General features: G+C 64.4%; 18 protein-coding genes. 4 read left to right on the top strand and 14 right to left on the bottom strand.

The features are described 5' to 3' along the window. The first annotated feature begins 169 nt into the window (after window positions 1-169). The 3 genes from AAFU51_01380 to AAFU51_01370 all read left to right on the top strand — a co-directional run bounded on the left by AAFU51_01380 (window position 170) and on the right by AAFU51_01370 (window position 8,878). Window positions 170-3,427, top strand: coding sequence for a G8 domain-containing protein (locus tag AAFU51_01380; GenBank protein MEO1569895.1), 3,258 nt, complete (start codon window positions 170-172; stop codon window positions 3,425-3,427). A gap of 368 nt (window positions 3,428-3,795) precedes the next feature. Further along, window positions 3,796-7,080, top strand: coding sequence for a G8 domain-containing protein (locus AAFU51_01375; protein MEO1569894.1), 3,285 nt, complete (start codon window positions 3,796-3,798; stop codon window positions 7,078-7,080). A gap of 298 nt (window positions 7,081-7,378) precedes the next feature. Next, window positions 7,379-8,878 (top strand): peroxidase family protein, encoded by a 1,500-nt coding sequence (locus tag AAFU51_01370; GenBank protein ID MEO1569893.1) that lies wholly within the window; start codon window positions 7,379-7,381, stop codon window positions 8,876-8,878. A 110-nt stretch (window positions 8,879-8,988) separates the two neighbouring features. Here the strand turns inward: AAFU51_01370 and gltX are convergent, their stop codons facing one another. The 3 genes from gltX to AAFU51_01355 form a co-directional block, all read right to left on the bottom strand. After that, complete coding sequence (gene gltX / locus AAFU51_01365) at window positions 8,989-10,440, bottom strand: glutamate--tRNA ligase (protein ID MEO1569892.1); 1,452 nt, start codon at window positions 10,438-10,440, stop codon at window positions 8,989-8,991. A gap of 130 nt (window positions 10,441-10,570) precedes the next feature. Further along, on the bottom strand, window positions 10,571-11,089 hold the full coding sequence (locus AAFU51_01360) for a zf-HC2 domain-containing protein (protein MEO1569891.1): 519 nt from the start codon (window positions 11,087-11,089) through the stop codon (window positions 10,571-10,573). Between the two features lie 13 nt (window positions 11,090-11,102). After that, window positions 11,103-11,747, bottom strand: a complete 645-nt coding sequence (locus AAFU51_01355) for an RNA polymerase sigma factor (GenBank protein MEO1569890.1) — start codon at window positions 11,745-11,747, stop codon at window positions 11,103-11,105. Window positions 11,748-11,953: 206 nt separating this feature from the next. Between AAFU51_01355 and AAFU51_01350 the strand changes: the two genes are divergently transcribed. Then, window positions 11,954-12,703 (top strand): ribonuclease Z, encoded by a 750-nt coding sequence (locus AAFU51_01350; GenBank protein ID MEO1569889.1) that lies wholly within the window; start codon window positions 11,954-11,956, stop codon window positions 12,701-12,703. A gap of 9 nt (window positions 12,704-12,712) precedes the next feature. Here AAFU51_01350 and AAFU51_01345 read toward each other — a convergent pair whose 3' ends face one another. From AAFU51_01345 to AAFU51_01295, 11 genes are all read right to left on the bottom strand, one after another. Further along, a complete protein-coding gene (locus tag AAFU51_01345; protein MEO1569888.1) occupies window positions 12,713-13,522 on the bottom strand; it encodes a TatD family hydrolase in 810 nt (269 codons plus the stop codon). Between the two features lie 6 nt (window positions 13,523-13,528). Further along, a complete protein-coding gene (gene hemL, locus AAFU51_01340; protein MEO1569887.1) occupies window positions 13,529-14,926 on the bottom strand; it encodes a glutamate-1-semialdehyde 2,1-aminomutase in 1,398 nt (465 codons plus the stop codon). 129 nt (window positions 14,927-15,055) lie between these two features. Beyond that, a complete protein-coding gene (locus AAFU51_01335; GenBank protein MEO1569886.1) occupies window positions 15,056-15,577 on the bottom strand; it encodes a class I SAM-dependent methyltransferase in 522 nt (173 codons plus the stop codon). Between the two features lie 14 nt (window positions 15,578-15,591). Beyond that, on the bottom strand, window positions 15,592-16,872 hold the full coding sequence (hemH, locus tag AAFU51_01330) for a ferrochelatase (GenBank protein ID MEO1569885.1): 1,281 nt from the start codon (window positions 16,870-16,872) through the stop codon (window positions 15,592-15,594). A gap of 125 nt (window positions 16,873-16,997) precedes the next feature. Further along, entirely contained in the window at window positions 16,998-17,900 is a 903-nt protein-coding gene (hemF, locus tag AAFU51_01325) for an oxygen-dependent coproporphyrinogen oxidase (protein ID MEO1569884.1), read from the bottom strand. 53 nt (window positions 17,901-17,953) lie between these two features. Then, window positions 17,954-19,081, bottom strand: coding sequence for a uroporphyrinogen decarboxylase (hemE, locus tag AAFU51_01320; GenBank protein MEO1569883.1), 1,128 nt, complete (start codon window positions 19,079-19,081; stop codon window positions 17,954-17,956). Continuing rightward, the gene (locus tag AAFU51_01315; protein ID MEO1569882.1) at window positions 19,074-19,838 is read right to left on the bottom strand and encodes a uroporphyrinogen-III synthase; all 765 of its coding nucleotides are present in this window, start codon (window positions 19,836-19,838) and stop codon (window positions 19,074-19,076) included. Before AAFU51_01315 ends, hemE begins: the two co-directional genes overlap by 8 nt. Further along, a complete protein-coding gene (gene hemC / locus AAFU51_01310; GenBank protein MEO1569881.1) occupies window positions 19,835-20,779 on the bottom strand; it encodes a hydroxymethylbilane synthase in 945 nt (314 codons plus the stop codon). The genes AAFU51_01315 and hemC overlap by 4 nt, the downstream gene beginning before the upstream one ends. Further along, entirely contained in the window at window positions 20,754-22,199 is a 1,446-nt protein-coding gene (gene hemA / locus AAFU51_01305; GenBank protein ID MEO1569880.1) for a glutamyl-tRNA reductase, read from the bottom strand. Before hemA ends, hemC begins: the two co-directional genes overlap by 26 nt. A 124-nt stretch (window positions 22,200-22,323) precedes the next feature. Then, window positions 22,324-24,537 (bottom strand): helix-turn-helix domain-containing protein, encoded by a 2,214-nt coding sequence (locus AAFU51_01300; GenBank protein MEO1569879.1) that lies wholly within the window; start codon window positions 24,535-24,537, stop codon window positions 22,324-22,326. A gap of 77 nt (window positions 24,538-24,614) precedes the next feature. After that, window positions 24,615-25,262, bottom strand: coding sequence for a class I SAM-dependent methyltransferase (locus AAFU51_01295; GenBank protein MEO1569878.1), 648 nt, complete (start codon window positions 25,260-25,262; stop codon window positions 24,615-24,617). Between the last annotated feature and the right edge of the window lie 62 nt (window positions 25,263-25,324).

The raw sequence follows: 25,324 nt of genomic DNA, 5'->3' as shown, positions 1-25,324 counted from the left end.
CGGCTCCCCTCCATACATCGGAGTCCCCTCCGTCCGTTGCTCTTGCCGGACTGCACGGCTGCTCTCCCGTGCCGACGTTCTTTTCCACTCCGTTGGTGCTCTCGCGCTGCGCACTCTCTGCGCACACCCGCCCCGTGTGGTCGGCGTCACGACGTCTTGCATTCCCTCCATGCCCCAGACGCTGCGCCCTCCGTTCCGTCCCCTCCTCACTGTCCTGCTCTCGCTTTCGCTGCTCCCCACTGCTGCCACAGCAGAGGAGCGCTCGGTTCCTGACCGAGAGGCCTTCGCGGCCACGACTGCACTAGAGTGCAATTCCCCACTGGACCCCGCTTACTTCGCTGACGCGCTCTTCTCGGTAGCGCCAGCGGGAATGGTCCCTGGCGCAGTACAGCGCTGGAGCGATCCATCGACGTGGGCCAACGGCCGCGTTCCGCGAAGCGGTGACAAAGTCGTCATCGAGTCCAATCAAGTCGTCCTGCTGGACACCGACACCGCCTCGCTTGAGAGCCTCACCATCAAAGGCACGCTCCGCTTCGAGGATCGACCGCTGAGCCTCACGAGCGACTGGATCCTGATCGAGGGCAACGGCGCCCTCCTGGAAGTCGGCACCGAATCGGTCCCGTTCGAGGCGCAGGCCACGATCACCCTGACCGGCAACAACCGCGACCGCAATGTGGCTGGCACCGGCGCATTCAAGACGGGCAACAAGTTCATCATCACGCGCGATGGCGGTTCGCTGACCATGCACGGCGCCAGCCGCGACAAAACATCGTGGACCGTCCTCGACCAGCATGCCGCGCGAGGCGACCGCTCGATCCGCGTCTCGGACGCTGTCAACTGGGAATCCGGCGATGTCATCGTGATCGCGCCGAGCGGCTACAACGCCTACGAAGCTGAACAGCGCGTCGTGGAGAGCGTCAGTGGCCGCACCGTTCGCCTCACCGAACCGCTCGACTATCGCCACTATGGCGAAATCCAGACCATCGAGGGCCGCCGCATCGATATGCGCGCCGAAGTGGGCCTCCTCTCACGCAACATCCTGATCCAGGGCGACGCGGCGAGCGAGGACGGCGTCTCGTCGTACGGCTACCGCTACGGCTTCGGCGGCCACATGATGTTTATGGCGGGCGGCATCGTCACGATCGAAGGCGTCGAGGTCACGAACATGGGCCAGACGGGCAAGTCAGGCCGCTATGCGATGCACTGGCACTATGCCGACTATCGCCCGAGCGACTACGTCCGCAACTCGTCGTTCCACCACAACTTCCAGCGGGCGGTCAACATCCACAAGTCGCACCAGGTGACCGTCGAGAACAACGTGGCCTACGCGACGACCAACCACACGTTTGTCTTCTCGGAGGATGGCGACGAGGTCGACAACCGGTTCGTCCGCAACCTCGCCATCCTCAACTGGGCGGTCTTGGAGGAGCACTTTGCGTTTGGGCGGAGCCAGACGCCGCGCCTCTCGAACCAGTCGGAAGAGCGCGCCGCGCTGTTCTGGGGCCGCAACCCCCACAACGAGTTGGTCGACAACCGCGCCGCAGGGTCGTACCTCGGCCACGGATACTTCTTCGATCAGCAGTTCATGGCGAGCTTCACGACGCTACGGCGCTGGCTCCACCGCGACCAGCCTATCGTCTTCCAGGGCAACGTAGCCCACTCAATCTTTATTAACCCGGGCACAGGCTCCTTCGCATCCTATGGCCCCGAGACGCGGGGGTCTGGTCTGATGATCGGCCTGCGCGAAGGCCCCTACCCGCTCGAGTTCGGCCCCGACTTCCTAGCCTACAAGGTGAGCCACTCCGGCGTCTGGATCGAAGAAGAGAACGAGACGATCGTCGGCGCCGTCGTGACGGACTCGGGCATTGGCGTGAGCCCCATGCTGGGGAGCATCCGCGACCTCTTTGTAGCCGGCAATACCGACAACGACATCGGCGGCCCGATCCCGGCCACCGCGCGGCACTTCGGGTCGATCGGTGGCGTCAACATCACCGACCAGAGCCAGAAAAAGGCAAAGGAGAATGACCGCGTCCTACGCATCGACGGCGCGACATTCGTGAACGTAGAGCCCGCAGCGGTGACCATCGAATGGCGCAAGCTCGAACTCGGTAGCGAAGTGTCCGGGCTCAACTTTGTCAACACGGACCCGCTCTTCTTCTTCACGAAGATGGAGTATGGCGGCATCTACGACGCCGATGGGTCACTCTCCGGCAAGGGCAAGCCTGGCATGGTTTACGGCGAGAACGACCGGGTCGCCACGATCAACGAATGCGACTGGATGGGTGCTTCGAGCGGCTGGTTCTGCCCCGACGATGGTGGTACAGTAGCACCGGCTACAGCCGTCGGCGTCGAAAATCCGCGGCCGGGCGTCCAGTTCACACTGTGGAAGGGCGATTTTTACCAGCTTGTCGAGGTCGACGGCCTCGACAGCCCGTCTGACACGGGGGTCGCCGACAACTTCGACCTGAGCGTTCTCCCGGTGTACTCGGGCCACACGGTTCGCTTCGAAGGCTTCATCGACGCCCCTGAGACGGGCGACTATCGGTTCCAGCTCAACGCCAAAGAAGGCGGAGCGTTGTCCATCAACGGCGAGACGGTGATCTGGACAAGCCGCCCTGGCCAGCCGCAGGTCCACGAGGGTTGGGTCCGCCTCGAAGCGGGCTACCACGCCATCGCAATTGACCACTATAAGAAGCTCTCAAATCCGCAGCTCGCGCTGAAGTGGGATGGCCCAAGCTTTAGCCTGCGCGACGTACGCGACGACGAACTTGTCTGGGGCACGGCTACGGAACCGCCCGGCGGCGGTGGTGGCGGCGATGGTGGCGGAGGTAGCTCCGACGAGAACCAGTCGCCGGTGGTCACGATCACGAAGCCCGGCGATGGGAGTTCGTTCTCGTCCAACAAGCGTGTCGTCATCCGCGTCGATGCCAGCGACCCCGACGGCGAGGTCGCAGATGTCTACTTCTACGTGAATGGCACCCAGACGCGTCGCGACAAGAAGGCCCCGTGGAAGTGGGGCACCCGCTTCTCGCCAGGCTCCTACACGATCACGGCGGAAGCTGTCGACAACGAGGGCGCGCGCACGATGTCGGCCCCCATTGACATCACCGTTTTCGAAGCAGCCCAAGCGGGTCTCTCCAACTCATCGGCGCTGCCCGCCGAGTTTGCCATCGACGATGTCTATCCGAACCCCTTCAACCCAGCCACGACCATGTCATTGGCAATGCCGCTCGCTGGTGACTACGATGTCAAGATCTTCGACGTCGCGGGTCGGCTCGTACAAGAGATTCTGCTGCTAGACCAGGAGGCGGGCTATGTGGATATCCCCCTCGACCTGAGCGGGCACGCCAGCGGGCTTTACATCCTGCAGGCTCGTCAAGCCTCGACAGGGCAGACGATCACAGAGCGCGTGACGATGCTGAAGTAGGTCGTCCGGTCACACGGATTGCGAGCGGGCACGGTCTTCGGACGGTGCCCGCTTTTCGTTAGAGGGTTTCACTAGCGCGTTCTGGAAACCGTCTTCGTTCCGATTCTAGCCCGTATTGCAGTCCCGATGCCGATCGCCACGCGAGTCGATGTGCCACGCATCGAAACGACGTCGAATACAGGCGCAGCACATCCGCCCTGGGCTTTCCAAACAGCAGATATGAACTCCCGATCGTGGGCGTTCGAGCTCGTTTCGAGACTCAACCCTTAGCGCTACGCTTCTCACGCTGATACCGAATAGCGACTCAACGCAGGCCGGCGCTCGCCGGGATCACCCGCCTGCTCCCTACCCATGTCGCTTCTCGGACCATGCCTACGCACCTACGTGCTTCCCGCCATCTCTGGCTCTGTCTCGTTCTCGCTGCACTTGCCCTTGCGACAAGTCTGCCTGCACGAGCCGCCCTCAATCTCGACGCGCCCGCGTCGCAGCGCGATGCCTTCATCGCCTCGGGCAACCTCGACTGCGCAATCAACCCCGACATCCTCTCTGAGCGCTCTTGGATCGGCTCGTTCGCCACGACCAGCGCACCCCAGTTGTGGAGCGACCCGGCTACCTGGGACGGCCAACTCCCTCGCGCCGGTGCGGACATGCTCATCCCAGTCGGCCAGCACATCATCCTTGACGTTTCGACGCCCCCGCTCGGTGGCGTCCGCGTCGAGGGCACGCTCTCGTTTGCGGATGCGCCCGTCGACCTCACCGCCGACTGGATCCTCGTAAGCGGCCCAACAGCTCGCTTCGAAATCGGTACGCCGAACGCACCCTACCGCCACAAGGCCACCATCACGCTGACCGCCGACGATCCCAGCGAAAACGTAGCTGGCAGCGGTTCTATGTCGATGGGCACCAAGTTCCTCGCCACGATGAACGGCGGCTCCATCGGCATTCATGGACACCGGCGCGATGCGGTTTCCTGGACCGTCCTCGACGGGCACGTGCGCCCTGGCGACCGGGAGCTTCGTCTCGCCGACCGCGTCGACTGGCGCCCTGGCGACGAGATCGTGATCGCGCCGAGTGGCTATAGCCCCTTCGAAGCCGAGAAGCGCGTCGTCGAGCGTGTCAACGGGCGAACGGTCACGCTGACGGAGCCCCTCGACTACCGTCACTTCGGAGAGATCCAGACCATCGAGGGCCGCCGCATCGACATGCGCGCCGAAGTCGGCCTTCTGACACGCGACATCGTGATTCAGGGCGACGAGAACAGCCTGACTCGCATTGACGAGACCGGCTACCACGTCGGCTTTGGCGGGCACGTCATGTTCATGGTCGGCGGCACGGCCCAGATCGAAGGCGTCGAACTCGTGCGCATGGGCCAGACGGGCGTGAGAGGCCGCTACCCGATTCACTGGCACCTCGCCGGCGACCGGCCGAGCGACTACGCGCGGGGCAACTCGGTGCATCACAGCTACCAGCGGGCCTATGCCACCCACCGCACGCAGCGCGTGACGGTCGAGAACAACGTCGCTTACCACGTCACGGACCACATGTATGTGTTTGCCGAAGATGGCGAGGAGTACGACAATCGGTTCATCGGCAACCTCGGCATTCTGAACTGGGCCAAGCAACCGCGCGACTTTGCGTTCCCGCACCGCGAGAACTACGAGTTGTCAGCGCAGGGCGAGGAACGCTCGGGCATCTTCTGGGGCCGCAACCCCCACAACGAGATCCGCGACAATCGCGCAGCCGGCTCCTACCGGGGTCACGGCTTCTTCTTCGACCAGCAGTACATGTCGAGCTTCACCACGTTCACGCGCTACCTGCATCGTGATCGGCCGATCACATTCACCGGCAACGTCGCCCATGCGATCTACGAGACACCCGGTCTCGGCAGCCACGCCTCCTACGGACCCAAGATGCACGGGGCAGGCCTAATGATCGGCCTGCGAGAAGGTCCTTACCCCCTCGAATTCGGCCCGGACTTCCTCGCCTACAAGGTGAGCCACTCCGGCGTCTGGATCGAGGAGGAGAACGAAACGATTGTCGGCGCTGTCGTGGCAGATGCAGGTATCGGCGTGAGCCAGACGTTCGGCCGCATCCGCGACCTGTTCGTCGTAGGGAATACGGCCAACGACGTCGGCGGTGCGATCCCAGCCACCGCACGCCACGCGCGTTCCGCGGGCGGCGTCAACATCACCGACCAGACGCAGAAGAAGTCGCACGAGAACCTACGCCGCGTCTCGATCGACGGCGCGACGTTCGTGAACGTAGAACCAGCTGCCATTACCGTTGAATGGCGCAAGCTGGAGCCCGGTAGTGAGACCTCGGGCCTGCGGTTCGTAAACACTGAGCCAGTCTTCTTTTTCAACAAGATGCAGTACGGCGGCATCTACGACGCCGACGGCTCGCTCGCCGGCACAAACCGTCCGGGCATGGTGCACGGCGAGGGCGACGACGACGCGTCGATCAGCTTCTGCGACTGGATGACAACAGGCTTCTACTGTCCGGACGACAGTGCCCTTGCTGAGCCACAGGCTAGCACATCGCTCACCGACGCGGTGCCGGGTGTCGCGTTCACCTACTGGAGCGGTACGTTCCTCGAACTGCCACGTGCTGACACACTCGGCGTCGCCACGGGCGAGGGTATCGCTTCCAAATTCGACCTCGATGCCCTTCCCGTACTCTCGGGCCACGCGGTCTCCTACGAGGGCTTCCTCGACGTGCCCACAACGGGCACCTACCGATTCGTCATGGACGCGAAGGAAGGGGGCACGCTCTCCATCGGCGACGAGGTCGTCATTCAGGGCAACCGCCCCGGCCAGCCTGAAGTCCGAGAAGGCTACGTTCGCCTCGCCGCGGGCTACCACGCCATTGATGTCCAGCACTACAAGAAGCTGTCGAACCCAAAGCTGTCGATCAAATGGGAAGGCCCAGGCTTCGGGCTCCGTGTCATCCAGGAGGCAGACCTTTCGCGTGGTAGGTCGACTGGCGGCGTCGACACCGGTGACGGAGGATCCAGCGGCGGTGGCGAGGAGCCTGCCGAGAACCAAGCACCGGTCGTGGAGCTCACGTCGCCCCAGGACGGTGATCGCCTCGACGCAGGCCGGAGCGTGACACTCCGTGTCGACGCGTCAGATCCGGATGGCACCGTAACGAAGGTCACGTTCCTCGTGGACGGCGAGCCCATCGGCGAGGACACGAGCGCGCCGTTCTCGGTGCGCGTCCGCCGCGCCCCGACTGGCGTGTATACGCTCTCCGCGATTGCTACCGATGACCAGGGCGCCACAGCAACCTCAGCCCCGGCGACCGTCACAGTCGGCGACGGCGTCCGTATTGCGCAAGCCGGAGGCGCCAATGCCTGGGTCCTCGACAGCGATTCGTCCTTGCCTGAGCAACTCGGCATTGAGGGCTTCTACCCGAACCCGTTCAACCCAACCACGGAGGCCCGCCTTCTCCTCGCCGACGACGGCGACTACGAGGTGGCGATCTACGACGTGACGGGCCGCCTCGTACAGCAACTCATGCTGCCGCGCATGACTGCTGGCACGGCCGTCGTCCGAGTCGACCTCACGGGCCATGCCAGCGGCGTCTACGTCCTTCGGGCTCGGCACCTAGAGTCAGGAACCACCACCTCGGCGCAGATGACCTTGCTCAGGTAGCCTGTTCGACCCCCGCCCTTAGCCCCCCGCTGGGAGCGTCACCGCAGCAGCTCACTTCGAAGATCGAAGTGGGCTGCTTGCGTTTGTACAGTGCGGCACCCTAGAAATCACCCATTTACATGACCTTTTCTTGCCAAGCAATTCCTCTATTTCCAACACGCTGTTCTTTCGTGCTATCGCCACTTTTTACCTGTGTACAAAACGCCAGTAGCATACCTCCCGAGGGTCTATGTGCGTGCAGGAGAAACGCGTAGGAACGCAGGCTGTCGGCTCTCTTCAACCTGACCACTCTCGACCTATGCCCTACCCACAGATGCATGGCATGATGGCCGTGCGAGGCTGTCCCCACCAGAGCATTGGCTCGTTTACGCGCCTCAGCCCTGATTACACGGCGCTCGCGGTTTCTGAGGCCGCAGCAGCCGCGCTCGGTGCCAAAGGAGGCATCATGGACGGCGGCGCTCACCCAAGCAACGAGATCACGCTTCCCGCTGCCTACATCTTCTTTGCCCAGTTCATCGACCACGACATCACGCTCGATGCCGGAGGCACAGCGCTCAGCGACTCCCCGCTCTCCCGCTCAAGGATCGAGACCATCCCCAACTTCCGCTCCCCGACGCTCGACCTCGACTCCGTCTACGGATTCGGTCCGGAGGTGAGCCCGTTCCTTTATGACGACGGCAAGGACGCCATTTTTGGTCGCCTTCGAACGGGCAACCTCGTCAACAAGAATGACCTGCCGCGTGTCCTGAAGCAAGAGCAAGATGGCTCGTTCACGGGCCGAGCGCTCATCGGCGACCCCCGCAACGACGAGAACATCTTCATCGCTCAGCTGCATCTGCTCTTCCTTCGCTTTCACAATTGCCTCCTTACCAAGTATCGCGCTACGAGTCGGTCTGCTCAGGAGGCCTTCGAAGAAGCGCAGCGGCAAGCGCGCTACCACTTCCAGCATCTCGTCGTCTTCGACTTTCTCGAACGCATCTGCGACCCCGCAATCTTCGCGTACGTCCGCGACCGCATCCGCCGTGGAGATGCCTACCCCTTCTTCTACACCCCCTCGGGTGATCGGCACCTCCCCATGCCGGCCGAATTCAGCGTGGCCGCCTTTCGGTTTGGGCATACGCTGGTCCGCGATACCTATCCGGTCAACAGGGAAAATCAACGCATCCAGCTCTTCGACGAGCGTTTTGGAACGACGGGGTTCGCGCCGGTGCCCCCCGAGTTGACTGTGGATTGGAGCTATTTGCTTGATGTGGACTCAGCCATCCCCTTCGCACGCTGCATGGCTTTCGATCACCTACTCGCGAGGGAGTTGATTCGCCTACCTATCGAGGTGGTTGGGAGCGCGCCTGCCCATGAGCAATCGCTCGCGTTCCGCAATCTCCGCCGTGGGCACGTCTTTGGACTACCGAGCGGCCAGACCGTCGCGCAACAGCTTGCGTTTGCCTACAACCAAGATGACACGCAGCGGATCGACCCGGCCGCCGACGTGGAGTTCGGCAAGATTCCAGGATGGAACAACCTCGATGCCACGATGCGCAGCGATCTGGAGTCGGCTACACCGCTCTTCTTCTACGTGCTCCGCGAGGCGGGTGTGCTGGGCGGCGGCGACCGCCTCGGCCCTGTCGGCTCCGCGATCCTTCTGGAAGTCTTCGGCGGGGCGCTCCTTGCCTGCCACGACTCGATTTTGACAGGCCCTGGTCGCACTTTCCGCCCGCTCCCCGAGGTGGCTGGTGACGGTGACTTCCGTCTAGCAGACGTAGCGCGCTATGTTCAGGCTTGTTTGAATAGCTCCGGCTAACACAGTCCTACGGATGCTCTCGCGAGTCACGGCCCGCTTCGAGCATCGAGGCGGGCCATGCTGTGCATAGACTGAACGAGGGGCCACGATTGAACGAACCCAAGCTTGCTTTAGCCAAGGACCTCAACGGCGCGCTTCATGCGGCGTACGCAGCCCTCGCGCCCGATGGCGACCATCAAGTCGAACAGACCCGGCCCGAATGTCACGCCGCTGATCGCGAGGCGTGTCGGGTGGATAAGCCGCCCGGCACCGATCTCGCGGGCCTCGGTAATCGAGCGCAGCTCACGCTCGGCGGTCTCTGCGTCGAACGTGTCGAGCGTCTCTAGACGGTCGGCGTAGGCCGTGACCAAGTCGGCGGCATCAGCTTTCCAGCGCTTTTTGACCCCCTTCTCGTCGTAGTCAGTAGGGTCTTCGAAGAAGTAGCGCGCCTCGGCGATCTCGTGAGGAAACGTCACGCGGTCCTGCATAAGCCGCGCGGCCTCGTCCAGCGTCGCGTCGTCGTAGTCAATACCTGCTCGGGCCAGAGCAGGACATGCTTCATCCGCCAGGTCCTCAACGGCCATGTCCCGGACGGCCTGGCCGTTGAACCAGCGGAGCTTGTCGAGGTCGAACTTCGCGCCAGACTTGCTCACGCCATCGAAGTCGAAAGCCTCGGCGAGCCCGCCGCGGGTGAAGCGTTCCTGCTCGGTGCCCGGGTTCCAGCCGAGCAGCGCCAGGAAGTTGACGAGTGCGTCGGCGTCGTAGCCCGCGGCGCGGTACTGCTCAACGGACACTGGGATGCCGAGCGTTTCGGCGTTGCGCTTCGAGAGCTTGCCGCCGGAAGGCGCGAGAATAAGTGGAAGGTGGGCCATCTGCGGGGGCGTCCAGCCAAAAGCCCGGTAGAGCAACAGGTGCTTCGGGACGCTCGGCAGCCATTCCTCGCCGCGGATCACATGCGTGATCTGCATGTGGTGATCGTCCACGACGTTCGCGAGGTGGTAGGTCGGCATGCCGTCCGACTTGAGGAGCACCTGATCGTCGATCTCGCTCGTGTCAAAGGCGACGACGCCACGGATGAGGTCGGTGAACTGTACCCGCCCTCCGGGCTGCACCTTGAGGCGCACGACGTAGGGCTCCCCGCTCTCGATGCGACGCGCCACTTCGTCCGCGCCGAGCGTGAGGGCGTTGTCCATGCGGCCCCGCGTCGCAGCGTTGTAGCTCTGGTTGTCAGCACGGAGCGCATCGAGCGCCTCGGGGGGATCGAACGCGACATACGCATGCCCCGCATCGAGCAGCTGGTCGACGTGGGTCCGGTAGAGCGCTGAGCGCTGCGACTGGTAGTAGGGACCGTGCGGACCGTCGACACGGGGCCCCTCATCGTACTGCAACCCGGCCCATTGAAGGCTGTCGATGATATCCTCTTCCGAATCGGCGTCGTAGCGCGAGCGATCGGTGTCCTCGATCCGCAGCACGAACGTACCGCCTTGCTGACGAGCGAAGAGCCAGTTGTAGAGGGCCGTGCGGAGCCCCCCGATGTGGAGTTTTCCAGTGGGGCTGGGTGCGAAACGAACGCGGACGGACATGCGAGTGCAAGAATGAAGCTAGGGAAAGCAGCGTGAAGCTACGTGTCCCTCTTGCACATCGGTCCGAACATGGCGATAAAATCCGTGTCAGCGGCGCCTCAACGGGCATACTGGAGTCTCACGCGTTCGTCTACTCCGCTCCGGCTTCTTCCCGCTCCTCTTCGACGGTGATGCCGGGATAGATCACGTAGAGTGCCTCGGCCGGGTCGGCGTCATCGACGATGCGGACAGGCACGGCGCTTGGCTCGGGCTCGGCCGGCTGTGCCGTGAGCAGCCCAACGGCGAAGAGCACGAGCGAGAACACGAGCGCGGTACGGATTGAGACGCGGCGCTTCAGGCCCCGAAAGGGCTGGCGGTCCTCTGCCCGGGTGGCGGCAGGGTGCGGCCGCGGCCGCTTCGCCTGGTCGAGGCGCGCGAAAAACGCGGCGTCCATAGACGGCGTCACGGGCAGGTGTTCCTGGCGAGCAGCAATCCGAAACGCCATCAGGGCGTTGAATTGGGCGCGGCAGGCCGTACAGTCAGCGAGATGCGCGAAGAGCGCTGGCTGGTCGGCGAAGGGGAGTTCGCCGTCCACATAGAGGTCGAGGAGCACCTCGTACTGGGCGTGGCTCTGATGGTCTCGGCCAGCAGGCAAGTGCGGGGTCGTCATGCGGAGGCGGCGTTCAGGAAGAAGGAGTCGACGTGGAGGGCACCGGTGCGGGCTCGGGCTCGATCCACGGCTGGAGAAACTGCCCGAGCTTGCGTCGAGCCTTGAAGAGGCGGCTCTTGACCGATGACACCGTGTTACGAGTCACGGCTGCGATCTCGTCGTACGACAGATTCTGGTACTCGCGCAGCACGATCACCTCGCGGTACTCCGGCGAGAGTTCGCCCAGGAAGCGGTTCACGAGGTCGACCTGTTCGGCCTTGAGTAGGTGGCGAAAGGGCGTCTCGCGGCTGGGCGCTGGAGGCTCGGGCGCATGTTCTGGGAAAGGCCGAGTCCGGCCGCGTGTACGTAAATGGTTGAGGCATTGGTTGCGCGCGATCGTGAAGAGCCAGGACCGGAACGCTCCAGCGTTGAGGAGGCGATCGCGGTTCTCGTAGACCCGGAGAAACGTCTCCTGCATCACGTCCTCGGCGGCCTCTCGGTCGAGGAGCAGTTTGGCGCAGAAGCCGTAGACGGGAGCCTTGTAGCGGTTGTACAGGCTCACAAAGGCGAACTCATCGCCCTTCTGGAAGGCCTCGATGAGCGCGCGATCGTCGATGACGGCGGTGGCGCGGTGACCAGAGTGGGCGGTGTATTCGGGGGGATCCGAGGAAGCTGACACGGCGGCAGGGGCAGGTGACGAGGCGCATGGGTGCCATGCAAGGCGCGACGGGGAGACACGGCGTTCGAGCTGAAGTTGCTCGTCTCGCGAAGAAAAAACGAAGCCGCATGCATCTTCGTGTACGTTGGGTGCCCGCACCTGCGCCTCAGAGCCTGCGCCCTGCTATCTTCTCGGCCCGCGTTCTCCCCCCTTTGCTTTTCCATTCCATGCCCACGTTGCACCTCCTCGGCACCGGCGCAGCGGTCTCGTCGCCGGATCGCACGGTCACCATGCTAGCCGTAGAGGACGGGCCAGAGGTGCACGTCGTCGACTGTGGCGGCGATGTCGTCCAGCGGATGCTCCAGGCTGGACTCTTTGCCGACGACCTTCGCGCACTCTATCTCACGCACGCCCACCCGGATCACATCGCTGGCTTTCCGCTCTTCCTGGAGAAAGTCTGGCTCATGGGCCGACGTGCTCCCATTCCGATCTACGGACCGGCCGATGCCCTCGATGCAGCGCGGCGCCTCTTTTCGGTGTTTGATACGGCAAGCTGGGACGGCCTACCGGAATGTGTCTGGTATCCGATCACAATGGAGCCCCACACCCCAGTGCTGACTACGGGCCGCTTCCAAGTCACGGCAACGCCAACGGTGCACCCCCTTCCGACAACCGCCCTTCGCTTCGAGGCACGCCGGACAGGCACCTCCATGACCTACTCGTGCGACACGGCACCGTCAGACCACATTTGCGCTCTAGCGGCGGGTACCAACCTGCTCGTCCACGAGGCTAACGGCACCGTCCCCGGGGTCCACTCGTCCGCGGAGGACGCGGCCGCCTGCGCGAAGAAGGCCGACGCCGAACGCCTCGTCCTCGTCCATCTGCCGCCCCAGGTCGAGGAAGCGACACTGGAGGCCAGCCGGGCGCTCGTTCCCGACCTCGAACTTGGCGTCGATGGCGCGCGCTACGAGTTTTAGGTCGTTGCTTTAGGTCGTTACAGGTAAACCGAATAGCTGCTCGGCGTTGTGCGTCGTCTGCCGCGCTATGTCCTCCATCGTGAGGCCACGTGCGTTCGCAAGATGCTCGGCGACAAGACGGACGTACGCTGGCTCGTTGCGCATTCCACGATGCGGCGTCGGCGCGAGGTATGGACCGTCCGTTTCCAGCACGATTCGGTCCAGCGGCACGTCCGCGATGGCCTCGGCCACGCTACCGTTCTTGAAGGTGAGCGTGCCCCCGATGCCCATGTGAAAACCAAGGTCGAGCACGGCCTGGGTCAACCACAGCGGACCGCCGAAGCAGTGGAAGACGCCACGTAGCCGTTCGCCTTCGGGGTGGCTCCGCCGTACGTCGCGAAGGATCTCAACGAGGTCACGGGAGCACGCATCGCTCCCACGTTGGTCGCGGTTGTGGAGCACCAGAGGCAAGTCAGCCTCAATGGCGAGACACGCGTGACGGCGCAGAAAATCGTGCTGCTTGTCGTTGAACGAGCGGTCCCAGTAGTAATCGAGGCCGCTCTCTCCAATCGCGACAACGCGCGGGTCGTCTGCAAGCGCCGCAGCCGCCTCAAAGTCCTCGTCCGCAGCCTCCTTGACCTCGCTCGGGTGGACTCCCGTCATCGCGAAGACTGCGCCTGGGTACGCGTCACAGAGCGCGAGCGCGTCGTGAATCGAAGGCACGTCGATGGCGGGCAGGAGCAGCCGCGCTACGCCCACCTCGGCGGCACGCTCGACGACGGCGGTCCGATCGATTTCGTACTTCCGATGGTAGAGGTGGACGTGGGTGTCGATCAGCATGCGCCGTCAGTCGCTGAGGTTGGGGGCGTCCTGCGCGTCCACCGGGGCATGCTCAACGGACGTAGGCACCGCGATCGACTCGTCAAACGCGACAGGTAGGGCACGGCGCATCGCCTGGATCGTGGCGTCGACATCCGCTTCGGTGTGCGCGTCCGAGACGAAGTACGCCTCAAACTGGCTTGGGGCGAGATAGATGCCCTGCGCGAGCATCGCATGGAAGTAGCGGGCAAACGCAGCCGTGTCGCAGCGCTTCGCGCCGTCGTAGTCGATGACCTTCTCGTCCGTAAAGAAGAGGCCGTTCATCGAGCCGACGCGTGTCGTGTAGAGATTGCGTCCGAGCTCGCGCAAGATGTTTGTGAGTCCATCGTGGATGGCCGCACTGGTCTGCGCGATCCGGTGATAGACGTCGAGGTCGTCGAGGATCTGGCGTAGCATCGCGTAGCCGGCATGCATGGCCAGTGGGTTGCCCGACAGCGTCCCCGCTTGGTAGACAGGGCCGGCTGGCGAGACATAGTCCATCAGGTCCTTTCGACCGCCATAGGCGCCCACCGGCAGGCCGCCGCCGATGATTTTGCCAAGCGTTGTGAGGTCGGGCCGTACGTCGTATAGCCACTGCGCGCCGCCAGGGGCGACGCGGAAGCCGGTCATGACCTCGTCAAAGATCAGGACGATATCGTGCCGGTCGCAGAGCGCTCGGAGCCCCTGCAGGAAGCCGGGCTCGGGCGGCACGCACCCCATATTTCCGGAGATGGGCTCTACGATGACCGCAGCGATTTCGCCTGGGTTGGCGTCGATGAGCGCCTGGACGGAGCTTAGGTCGTTGTACCGGGCAAGCAGCGTGTCTTGGGCATTGCCGGGTGTCACACCGGGCGAGTTGGGTTGCCCAAAGGTCATCGCGCCGGACCCGGCTTCGATGAGGAAGAAGTCGCCGTGGCCGTGGTAGTGGCCCGCGAACTTGATAAACTTCGGCCGCTCGGTGAAGCCACGGGCTAGGCGCACAGCGCTCATCGTAGCCTCTGTCCCGGAGTTGACGAAGCGCACCTTCTCGATGCTGGGGACGAGTTCCACGACGAGTTCGGCAAGCCGTACCTCGATGGCCGTCGGTGCGCCGAAGCTGGTCGAACGCGTCGCTGCATCCTGCACGGCGCGGATCACAGGCGGAAAGGCGTGTCCGTAGAGCATCGGTCCCCATGAGCCGACATAGTCGACGTAGGTGTTGCCGTCAGCGTCCCAGATCGTGGCACCGCTGGCACGCTCGAAGAACACCGGCGTACCGCCGACGCTCTTGAACGCGCGCACGGGCGAGTTCACGCCGCCAGGGATGACCGTCTGTGCCTGGGCGTAGTGCTGGGCGCTAGCGGGGAGCGGGCGAACAACCGAGTTCGTAGGGCCTTGGGTGGTGATCACGGTCAAAGGGGGTGGTGGTCCTGCTGAAGTGAATGAAGCCCCTGGCTCACGCCCGAACCCGGACGGCGTTTCGGCAATACGGCCCTCCGCCCTCGCCTTCTCAATTCTTCGTCTGCCAGTCCCGGATCAGCCGATCACGTCGCGCTCGACTTTGCGGAAGATGCCTCGGACGACAGGTCCTTCGTCGTCCAGGTCCCGCTTTGGCGGCTCAGCGACTGCGAAGTCTGCGTCCTGCATGCGATAGGAGAGCCACGCTGGCGAGATGTCCGCGCCGTCGCGCACGGCGATGATGACCCAGCCGCCTGGCTTGAGCACGCGCCGCGTCTCAGCAAGCGCATCGCTCAGCCGATTCGCTTTGATGCCATCGTAGCTGCCGAGCGCAACCACCCAGTCGAAGAAGCTGTCGGGGTAGCCAAGAGCGCGGGGGCTAGCCGTGATTACACGGTTGCCGAGCGCTGGGTGGGTTCTCGCGACGGCTTGCTGAGCTCGCACGGCCGTTTCCGTGTCGCTCATCGTGGCGTGTACGTCGAATCCGAGCGCGGCGAGTGCCTGCGATACGGCGCCGTCCCCACATTCCAGGTCGAGGATGCGACTTCCTGGTGGTACCGCAGCGAGCGTCCGAAGCAGGTGGTCGGTCAGGCCAGACATGGACCGTCCTCGCCCTACGCGTTCTCGGTGCTGCGCACCGTCACCTCGTCCGTATCCGCCTGCGCCGACCAGTCGTGCGCTTCGGTGATACAGCGGCACTGGTGGCACCGAACGGTCCTGCACGCCTGCTTGAAGCGCGGCAGCTGCGGGATCGGCTTCGGCAGTGCCACAGGTGCGCCGTCGCCAGAGGGGTTCGGGGCCGTAACCTGCGCAGCCACGGATTCGGCGAGCGCTTCGATGAAGAGCGGGTGGGCGTTCAGGCCGCGCGTCACCTCATAGTGTTCGATGCCGAACTCCTCCGCCTCCTCGCGCACCTCGATGTCTAGCTCGAACGCCGTCTCGATGTGGTCTGTCACAAAGGCAACTGGGACCACGAGGACGGCTGTGTGACCTTGCTCGGCCAGCTCTTCGAGTTGGTCCGGCGTGCTGGGCGTGAGCCATTCGGCAGGACCGACCTTGCTCTGGAAGGCGACGTGGAAGGAGCGGCCTTGCTCGCGCTCAGCCTCGCGGTAGTTCATCACCTGCTGCACCGTCGAGTGGACGAGGCAGCAGTACGGGTCCCGGCGCTGCTTCATCTCCTTGACGGGCGTGCCGTGCGCCGAGAAGACGAGGTGCACCTGGTCACGGATGGCGCGTGGGAAGCGTTGCAGCCCTTCGTCGATGCGTTCGCTCAGCGCCTGAACGTATTTCGGGTGGGCGGCGTACTCGAAGACAAGCGAGGTCGGCCAGGCGGGAATCTCGCCAGCGTCTTCGAGGGCCTTCCAGAAGATGAGCGAGGAGCCTGTGGTCGTCTTCGAGTACTGCGGATAGAGCGGTAGCAACACCACCTTCGTGACGCCGTCGCGCACCATCTGCGCACCTGCTTCCTCGGAGGTCGGCTTCCAGTAGCGCATGGCCGTGTAGCACCGGAACGTAGCGCCGGTAGCATCGCCGAAACGGTCGTTGAGGCGCTTCTCTAGCGCGATTCGCTGCTCCTCGGTAAGCCTGTTGATCGGCGACGACCCGCCGATGGATTCGTAGTCTTCCCCGACGATCTTGCTCCGCTTCGAGGCGATGAACTTGCTCAGCCAGTGCCGCGCAGCCCCCTTGAGCGGGATGTCGATGATGGCGGGATCCATGAACAGGTTGTAGAGGAACGGCTCGACGTCGTCGAGCTTCATCGGTCCCCCGAGGTTCATCAGGACCACACCGACCACGTCGCCGTCCTCGATGGCGACGGGCTCCTGCGGATAGTACCCCCCCGTCACGAGTCGCTTGTCGTAGCGGTAGACCTTGTTGAAGGCGCGGGGCGTCATGGCGTGCGGATGTGCTTGGTTGAGCGGGCAGCTTGAAGCACCAATCTCCGCCGACCGTTTCCTCAGGTCCGTTAAGGTTCGGGGGATACCTCCCAGGGCGCCCCGCCCCGGTTCAAACGCCTCCGTTACGCAGCCGAGGGCTCGTCGCCGCCGAGCCAATCGTGGGGCTGGAAAAAAGCGGACGCTTCTGCTTCGGGTGAGCTTGGCTCGGGCGCCCACGCATAGTGCCACTGCGCACGCGGAGGCAGGCTCATCAGGATGCTTTCCGTCCGGCCATTCGTCTCCAAACCAAAGCGCGTCCCCCTGTCGTAGGCGAGGTTGAACTCAGCATAGCGCCCGCGACGAATCTCCTGGAAGGTCTGCTCGCGCTCTGTGAAGGGCTGGTCTTTGCGCCGCTCCACGATGGGTGCGTAAGCGTCGAGCATCACGTGACCGGCGTCGTCAACGAAGGCGAAGGCCGCCGTTGAATCGTCACGCAGGTAGTCGAAGAAGATGCCGCCGACGCCGCGCGCCTCGTTGCGGTGTGGCAGGTGGAAGTAGTCGTCACACTTCGCTTTGAACGCTGCGTAGTCGGCCACGCCAGGGTGCCGGTCGCACACGTCCCTCCAGACCGTGTGGAAGTGCACCACGTCGTCCAGCACTGGGAAGTACGGCGTCAGGTCAGCGCCCCCGCCGAACCATTCGTCATCGGGATTGGCCAGGTCGTCGCCCAGGGCGAAGTAGCGGAAGTTGAAGTGCACCGTCGGGACATGGGGGTTGCGAGGGTGCATCACCGACGAGATGCCAGTGGCGAAGAACGGCTTCGTCTCCACGCCGAAGGCACGAGCCATGCGTTCGGGCAAGGTGCCATGCACCGCTGACACGTTGACGCCGCCCTTCTCGAACACGGGGCCGCCTTCGATGACGCGGGCCTCTCCCCCTCCGCCACCGGGTCGCTCCCACGCATCGTGGCCAAACGTTGCAGTGCCATCGAGCTGTTCAAGGCCTGCGCAGATGGTCGTCTGCAACTGCTGGCACAGCGCGAGCATACGTGCCGCGAAGGAATCCGGAGGGGTATGTGACGGAAGAGTCAGCATGACGCTTAGCCAGGGGTCGATCGCGAGAGTTCGTGGATGGCTCGGACGTAGGCGATGGCGTGGTCGGGATTGTGGTTTGGCAGCATGCCGTGACCCAGGTTGCCGATCAGGCCCGTGAGCTGGCCCTCAGCGTCACGGAATCCATCGAGCATGGTGCCGGTCAGCGCCCGAATCGTGTCGGGCGACGCGTACAGGGCGGCATTATCGAGGTTGCCCTGCACGGCCGCGCGCTTCGCAACGATGGCCCGCGCAGCAGCGGGCATCACCGTCTCGTCGAGACCGACGACGTCGTAGTCCGTGGCCGCGAGGGCATCGAGCGCATAGTGCGCGCCTCGTGCGAACACCACCAGCGGCACGGAGGGCACGCGGGCTTTGACGCGCTCAGCGATCTGGGCGAGGTACGGATAGCCGAAGCTCGCGAAGGCCGACGGAGTGAGCGCCCCGGCGTGCGAGTCGAACACCTGGAGCGCCTGCGCACCCGCGCCAACCTGGGCCACTAGGTAGTCCACGATCACGTCGGTGAGCAACTGCAGCAGCCTATGGCTTGCGTCCGGATCGGCATAGAGCCACGCCTTCGCCTTGGCGTAGTTCTTCGACCCGCCCCCCTCGATCATGTAGGCCATGAGTGTCCACGGCGCCCCGGTAAAGCCGAAGAGTGGGACGGCCCCGCCGATCTCGTGACGGGTGAGCGTGAGCGCCTCGAAGACATAGCCAAGCGCCTCCCGTACGTCTGGCCGTCTTAGCTGGTCGAGGTCGGCTGGTCGGTCGAGCGGGTCTGGGAAGTGCGGCCCCTTGCCTTTCACCATCTGCACCTCCATGCCGAGGGCCTGCGGCACCACGAGGATGTCCGAGAAGATGATCGAGGCGTCGAGTGGGGCGTCGGCGGCGTGAAAGCGGCGCAGTGGCTGGAGCGTGACCTCGCAGGCCAGCTCTGGAGTCCGGCAGACCGTGAAAAAGTCGTGCCTGGCGCGCACCGCGCGGAATTCCGGGAGGTACCGACCCGCCTGCCGCATCAGCCACACCGGGACCTGGTCAACTGGCTCCTGGCGCGCAGCCATGAGCAATCGATCGTTGCGCAGCGGCGGGAAGCCGTGTGCGGCAAACGCGGCGACGGTGGCGGATGCGTCAGTCATGGAGTTGGGTCGAGGGGAAGAGCGAGGCCATTCCGGCCGCGAGTGCCGCGGGCGTGGGGGCCGTGGCTGTGACATGCGGGGGTGCACCGACTGCAGCAAGCGCGGCGGCCGTGGTGGGTCCAATTGCGGCGTGCTTGAGGCTGTTCCAGCGTGCGCGTTTGGCTGGGGAGGCTTTCGCGAACACCGCCGACACGCCCGATGGACTGAACCAAGCTGCCGCGTTGAAGTCGCCCGGGGCGATATCGGGCGGGCGCACCTCGGTTCGATAGGCCGTGATCTCATGCACGGCCAGCCCCGCAGCGCGGAGCCGCTTTGGCAGCACTTCCCGGCGCCGATCGCCGCTCAGGAAAATGAGAGGATGCTCACGCTGCTCGGCAGAGTGCTTGACAATCACGTCGGCCAGTGCTGCCGCATTGCCTGATTCACCCCCGACCACCCGGAATCCCAAGCGTTCGGCAGCCATGCGGGTTGCGTCGCCTACGGCGTACGCCGGGGTCTCGGGATCAACGCGGCAGCCGTTGCGCTCCGAGACCGATGCGAACGCCTTCACCGCACGTGGACTGGTGAATACCCAGGCCGCCTTGCCGCCCTCTTGCATCGCGGCACCAATAAGGCTCTGGTTGAGGTAATGGAATTTCAAGATGGCGCGCGTAGTCGCCACCAGCCCGACGGCTTCGAATGCGGCTTCGTAGCGGTCCGGTAGGGGCTCGTCGCGCGAGCGAAGCAGGAGGACGCGGGGGCGAGACTCGGCACTCACGCTACGTCTGCGCGGATGGCGTTGAGCACCTCCCGGGCACCTCTAGCGAGGAGTTCGTCGGCGAGGGCCTGCGCCAGGGTCACGGCTTGAGAAGGCGTCCCGGTCTGCTCGCCACGAAAGACCTGCCGACCGTCGATGCTAGCGACGACGCCTTCGATGGTGAACGTGCTTCCTGTCTCGAGTCGAGCATATCCGCCGATGGGGACTTGACACCCACCGTCGAGTCGACGCATGAATGCTCGTTCGGCAAGCGCAACGGTGCGCGTAGCGTCATCGTCGAGGAGCCGACTGAGAAGGGCTGATGCGCTGGCGTTTTCCTCTGTGCAGACGACTCCCAGCGCGCCCTGCCCAACGGCGGGGACCATGATCTGAGGCGCGATCCGCTCCCGAATCTGGTCGTCGAAGCCGAGGCGCTGCAGGCCAGCCGCTGCCAGGATCACCCCGTGCCACCCCCCATCACCGGGAACGCCGCTGTCTGCCAGCGCCGCGAGACGGGTTGGGACGTTGCCCCGCACCGACACCGTGCGCAGATCTGGGCGCCACGCGCGAAGCTGGGCCTGCCGCCGCAGCGAAGACGTAGCGATGACGGCACCTGGAGGTAAATCCGCCAGTGTCCCGTCGTAGGCGGGGTGAGCAACGAACGCATCCCAGGGCTCGGCCCGGGCGGACACCGCTGCGATGCGCAGACCCTCGGGCAGCACCGTCGGGAGGTCCTTCAGCGAATGGACCGCCACATCGATCCGACCGTCGAGCAGGGCCTCATCCAGTTCCTTGGTAAAGAGACCGGGGTCACCAATCGCCGAGAGCGGCACATCCAGCACCCGATCGCCCTGGGTGCGGATCACAACGATCTCAACCTCACGACCTGCGGCGCGGAGCCGCGCCGCCACATGGTCGGCCTGCCAACGGGCTAGCTTACTGCCGCGCGTTCCTATGCGCATCGACGGGGAGAGGGTCTGAGGGGACAGATGGGCGGACGTCGTGCCCGAAGGGACACCGCGCAGGCGCTTCTGGACTGCTTCTCGATGACATCGGGACGCTGGCAGAAGGGTCGGACAACTCTTCCCTGGGCTCAGTACCACTCAGCGGCATCGCGCTGAAGTCCGGTTCCAAGGGATAGCCCGGCTGGGAGAAAATAGTCGCGAGGGCCTTCACGCCGCGCACAAAGTCGAGGGACTCGGGATCCGTTGCCTTGAGCCGGACGACGGGGACCGCGAGCAGCTTCTGCATGATCGACCTAGTGAGCCGTTCGACATCGGCGCGGGCCACCTTAGGAATGCGATGGGCGTGGCGTTCGATCTCTTGCTTCCGGATCGCATCGAAGGTAGACCGGATCGCCTGGATCGTAGGCTGCAGGGCTTGCTGATGGAAGAACCAGGTCACATACTCGGCGAGACTCTGCTCGACGATGGCTTCGGCCTCTGGGACCGCGCTGCGCCGTGCAGCCGCGGTGGCTTCGACTTCGCGGTTCAGCGTGTCGAGGTCGAGCACCGTGTAGCCAGGCAGCTCGTCCACCGACCGGTCCACGTTGCGAGGCACGGCGATGTCGATCACGAGCGCGGGGTCGTCCGCAGCACGCTCGGGAAGCTGCTCGGCATGAACGACGGGGGCGCTTGCTCCAGATGCAACCAGCACGATGTCGGACGCACCGATGGCTCTGTGGCGTTCGTCCCATTCGACCACTGCGCCGCCGTGGTGCTCAGCTGCAATCCGAGCACGCGCTGCTGAGCGGTTGGAGATCGCCAGGTGACCGAGCTCGAAGGTCGACAGGGCACTCAGTGCGGCCCTGCCCATCTGTCCGGCACCGAGCAGGAGCACGCGATGGCCGTCCAGGCTTCCTCCCGGCACTCGAGCACGCGCGACGGCCACAGCCAGGCTTGACACGGACGCCGCGCCCTGTGCCAGCCCCGTCTCAGTGCGCACTCGCTTCGCGACGTGAAACGCCTCGTGCATCAGCCGATGCAGCACGGGGCCTACAGTCTCGGCCCCAACTGCGTGGCGATAGGCTTCTTTGGACTGATGGAGGATCTGAGCGTCGCCGATCACCAGCGAACGCAGCCCGGACGCAACGCCGAACACGTGCCGAATGGCTGCCTCGTCCTCATAGCTGAACGCGTGACGCTCCGGCCACGGGTGACCGCTCTGGGCTTCCAGTGCCGCCAGCACTGCGGCCTTGTCCCCTTCCTGCCCATGGATGATCGCTTCTGTTCGATTGCACGTGGACAGCAGCACGACCTCCGCGCCGGATGAGAGCGCCAAGCTCCCATAGAGATCCTCGATGGCGTCCCCGTCAAGGACGAAGGCTTCGCGGACCTCAGTGGTCGCCAGGTCATGATTAAGCCCGACGGCGTACAGCGTCATCTACAAGGTGTGAAGGTCAACATGAAGGACACTAGGTACGAGAAGCCGTACCTGGGGATTTAAAACATCCATGAATGATACTGGAAGAGCATGTCCAGCGCCGAACGACCCAGGAGTGACGCCGTCAGGAAGCCGCCACGATGACTCCGAGGTAGGTTCTGAACGGACGGGCAAGCACAAGAGCAAGCGCGTGCTCCGATGCGCGCCTTTCCTCCTCCCGGGCGATTTCGAGACGCTGCCGCACCGCTCCAGGCCCGATCGGCTCGCCCCGATATTTCTCCCACGCGTCCAGCTCCGCGAGCGCCGCCTCTATGGCTTCGAGGGTATCGAAACGCGTGCATGCTCGAAAGAGCAGCCGGGTCTCGGGACTCTCCGGCAAGTCGTGGGCGCGGAACGTGTGCTGCAACGCTGTGACGACACCCTGAAGCGCATGCCTGCGCGCACTTGTCGCTCGCCGTTCTTCCACTTCGCTCGACACGACCACCCGTTCGTATTGCCGCCACACCATAGAGGCGAGCACGTGACGCAGGTGCGTTTCGTTCGAATGGGAGGCCGACCCGTCGGGTTCAGCGACAGCTCCGAGGAGTTCATCGAAGGGTACCGTTTCCTGTCGGTCGTGTTCGTCCGCAGGGGGCGAAGGAGATCGGAGCACTGCTTTGACCGCAGCCTTTCTCACCTCAATGAGCGCTCGCGTTCCACCCAGCACATGTACGTCGTCGTCATGCTCTGGCACGAATTCTGGCAAGAGGAGCAGCATCACATCGTACGACCTCATGCGGAGGTACCTCATGCGCTTCGCCGCGACAGCATCGGACAACGCCGTTTCCGCATGATTCAGGTAGGGGGCGTAGCATGAAACTAGCCCCCCGATCCGATCTACTATGCTGAGGAGCTCTGCCGTCAGGCTCGCATCGTCTTGGGAGGTGCCCCATCGATCGTGTGCTTCGCGCCAGGCTTGGTGCGCGTCTTGGAAGTCGAAGGCGATGCAGTCCGCGAGCCGCTCAAAAGACGATACCGCTTCCGTCGACTCGCCCGTTTTTTTGACACCGTTGCGTCCTTTAGCGAAGTCAGCGCCGGGTGTGAGTGCAGCTTGGAACACCTCGTCGGCGCCGTACTCGGCGTGGGCACCCGTTCTCATGGGTTGAGTGGGGGCAACGTGGGCCGTACTCCGGGCTCGTCGTCGTGTCACGACACGTGCAACGCGTCGGAGCACACCGCCTCGCCCGCCGCGCACTTCGCTCCCTCCTTCGACCATGCGACCCTCCGTTTCGGGACCGACGGGTGCCTGCGGCCCCAACAACCCTGCAGGGTATGCATTGGCGCCCACACGGTGCTCTCTAGCGGGCGCAACTCCTTCTCGATCCTTCGTCGCTGCTCCGCTGCCACGCTCATCTGCTTTGTCGCTGGGTGGCGTGGCAGGCGACGAACTAGCGGCACGAGCAGCGTCATCCAGGATGATCTCTGCCTGCGTATAGTGCCGTTGATCCGTTGGAGAAGCATAGCCTTCTTCGAAGAGGCCCAACCGGTTTCTGCGGAAGCGCTCGACCCAATGGCGTACCCGCTCGCTTTCCATGCCCACCTCGCGGGCAACCGCCGTCGCGGAGCGACGAGACGCGAAGGCCGTCAGCGCTCTCGCCCTTCGCGATGCCACCGGAGACGGGCCATCCGCAATCGCCTGCAGCGCACGACGCTCGCGGGGCGTGAAGAGGAGCGGGGCCGTCTGTGCTTGACTGAGGCGTTCAACCACCGACGAGAACCGGTCGGGATCGATTGGAACGAGCCCGTAGGCCTGTAGCATGGCGTCTAGTGCTCCCGCCGTGCGCGATGCATCCGCGGGCGCGCCTCCGACGTGCACTTTCACCTCACGGGCAATGTCGAAATCACGCGCCCACTCGTAGCGCACCTCATCCAGCACGATCGTCGCAGCAGGCCTTCCCCCCAGAGTGAGCCCGCGCGGCGTACGGTCGATGCACGCCCGTGCATGCAAGTCGAGGGGGGCGTCCCCGACGAGGGCTCCCAGCGCCGACCTCAGCGCGCCGGCAGCCAGGTCGTGGAGCGCCAGCGGGAGCGGTAGCGCACCCGGAAGACTTTGCCGGTAGGACGCTCCGCGCCGTCCCAGGGGGGCATCGAGAGGACGAAGACGCCCGAAGAAGGCCCCATCATGCTGACGGAGTCGCAGCGCGAATCCGTGTTCCACGAGGCGAAATGACTCCGTGTCGAGAAAGAGGTCGACGAGCGTCTGCGGGGCGTCAGGTGCCACCTCAAATCCAGCGATCCGCTGCACCCGCATCAGCTCTGCGACGATGCCCACATCGTGCGCGTGGTAGCGGAGCAGCATCGGTGGCGGTCGCGGGGTGCGGGGGGAAAACCTATTTTCAAGTATACGAAGCGCGCCGCAACTCGGCTGTGCTTTTCTCACGGAGCCGGTGCCTGCCAGACGACATCGAGCACGTCTGCCTCGCCGTGTAAGTAGCGTCCGCTGGCCATCAACACGCTCCTTCGCGCGCACTGGTGAAGCGTGCCGCCCGGCAACGCATCCCGGATGGTCTGCGCTGTCACCAGCCGATCGCGCTTGCTTGGCCCGAACGTACCTCGTGCAGCGTGCGCCTCGTGAAACCAGCGCGCGATCAGCCAGCCGCCTGGTCGGAGCAGTGCAGGCATGTTCGCAAGCACTCTGCCCCGCGCCTCGGGAAGTAGGTGCACCAGTAACAATATGGCCACATCGAGCGGCTCGCGCGGCAACCACGTAGTCAGATTCTCCTCAGCTACGTCGATGCAGACGCTGCGCTTCGTGGCTAGCGATCTAGCCATGGCCAGTCCAGCTCCTGCGAAATCGACGGCGGTGACGTGATGCCCGCGTTCGGCAGCATGCACGGCGACGCGCCCCTCCCCTGCGCCCAGGTCTGCGATGCGAGCCGGTACGCTGATCGCACCCGCCCCTTCAAGGAAGGACAAGCGGGCGGCGACAAAGGGGTCCGGCTGCTCGCCGAAGGCATACCCCTCCAGCTGATAGCGGGCGTCCCAGAATGCAGGCTGCGAGGTAGCTCTGGGCGTTCGCTTCATGGTGACCTCTGGAGGTTCGCGATGTCCCCAGGCCCTCGAACGTGACAGAGTCGCGCCGACGT

It is taken from the genome of Bacteroidota bacterium (assembly GCA_039821555.1).
Classification (GTDB): domain Bacteria; phylum Bacteroidota; class Rhodothermia; order Rhodothermales; family Rubricoccaceae; genus JBCBEX01.
Note: the sequence above shows the minus strand (reverse complement) of the source record. Positions and strands in the feature narration are given on the sequence as shown.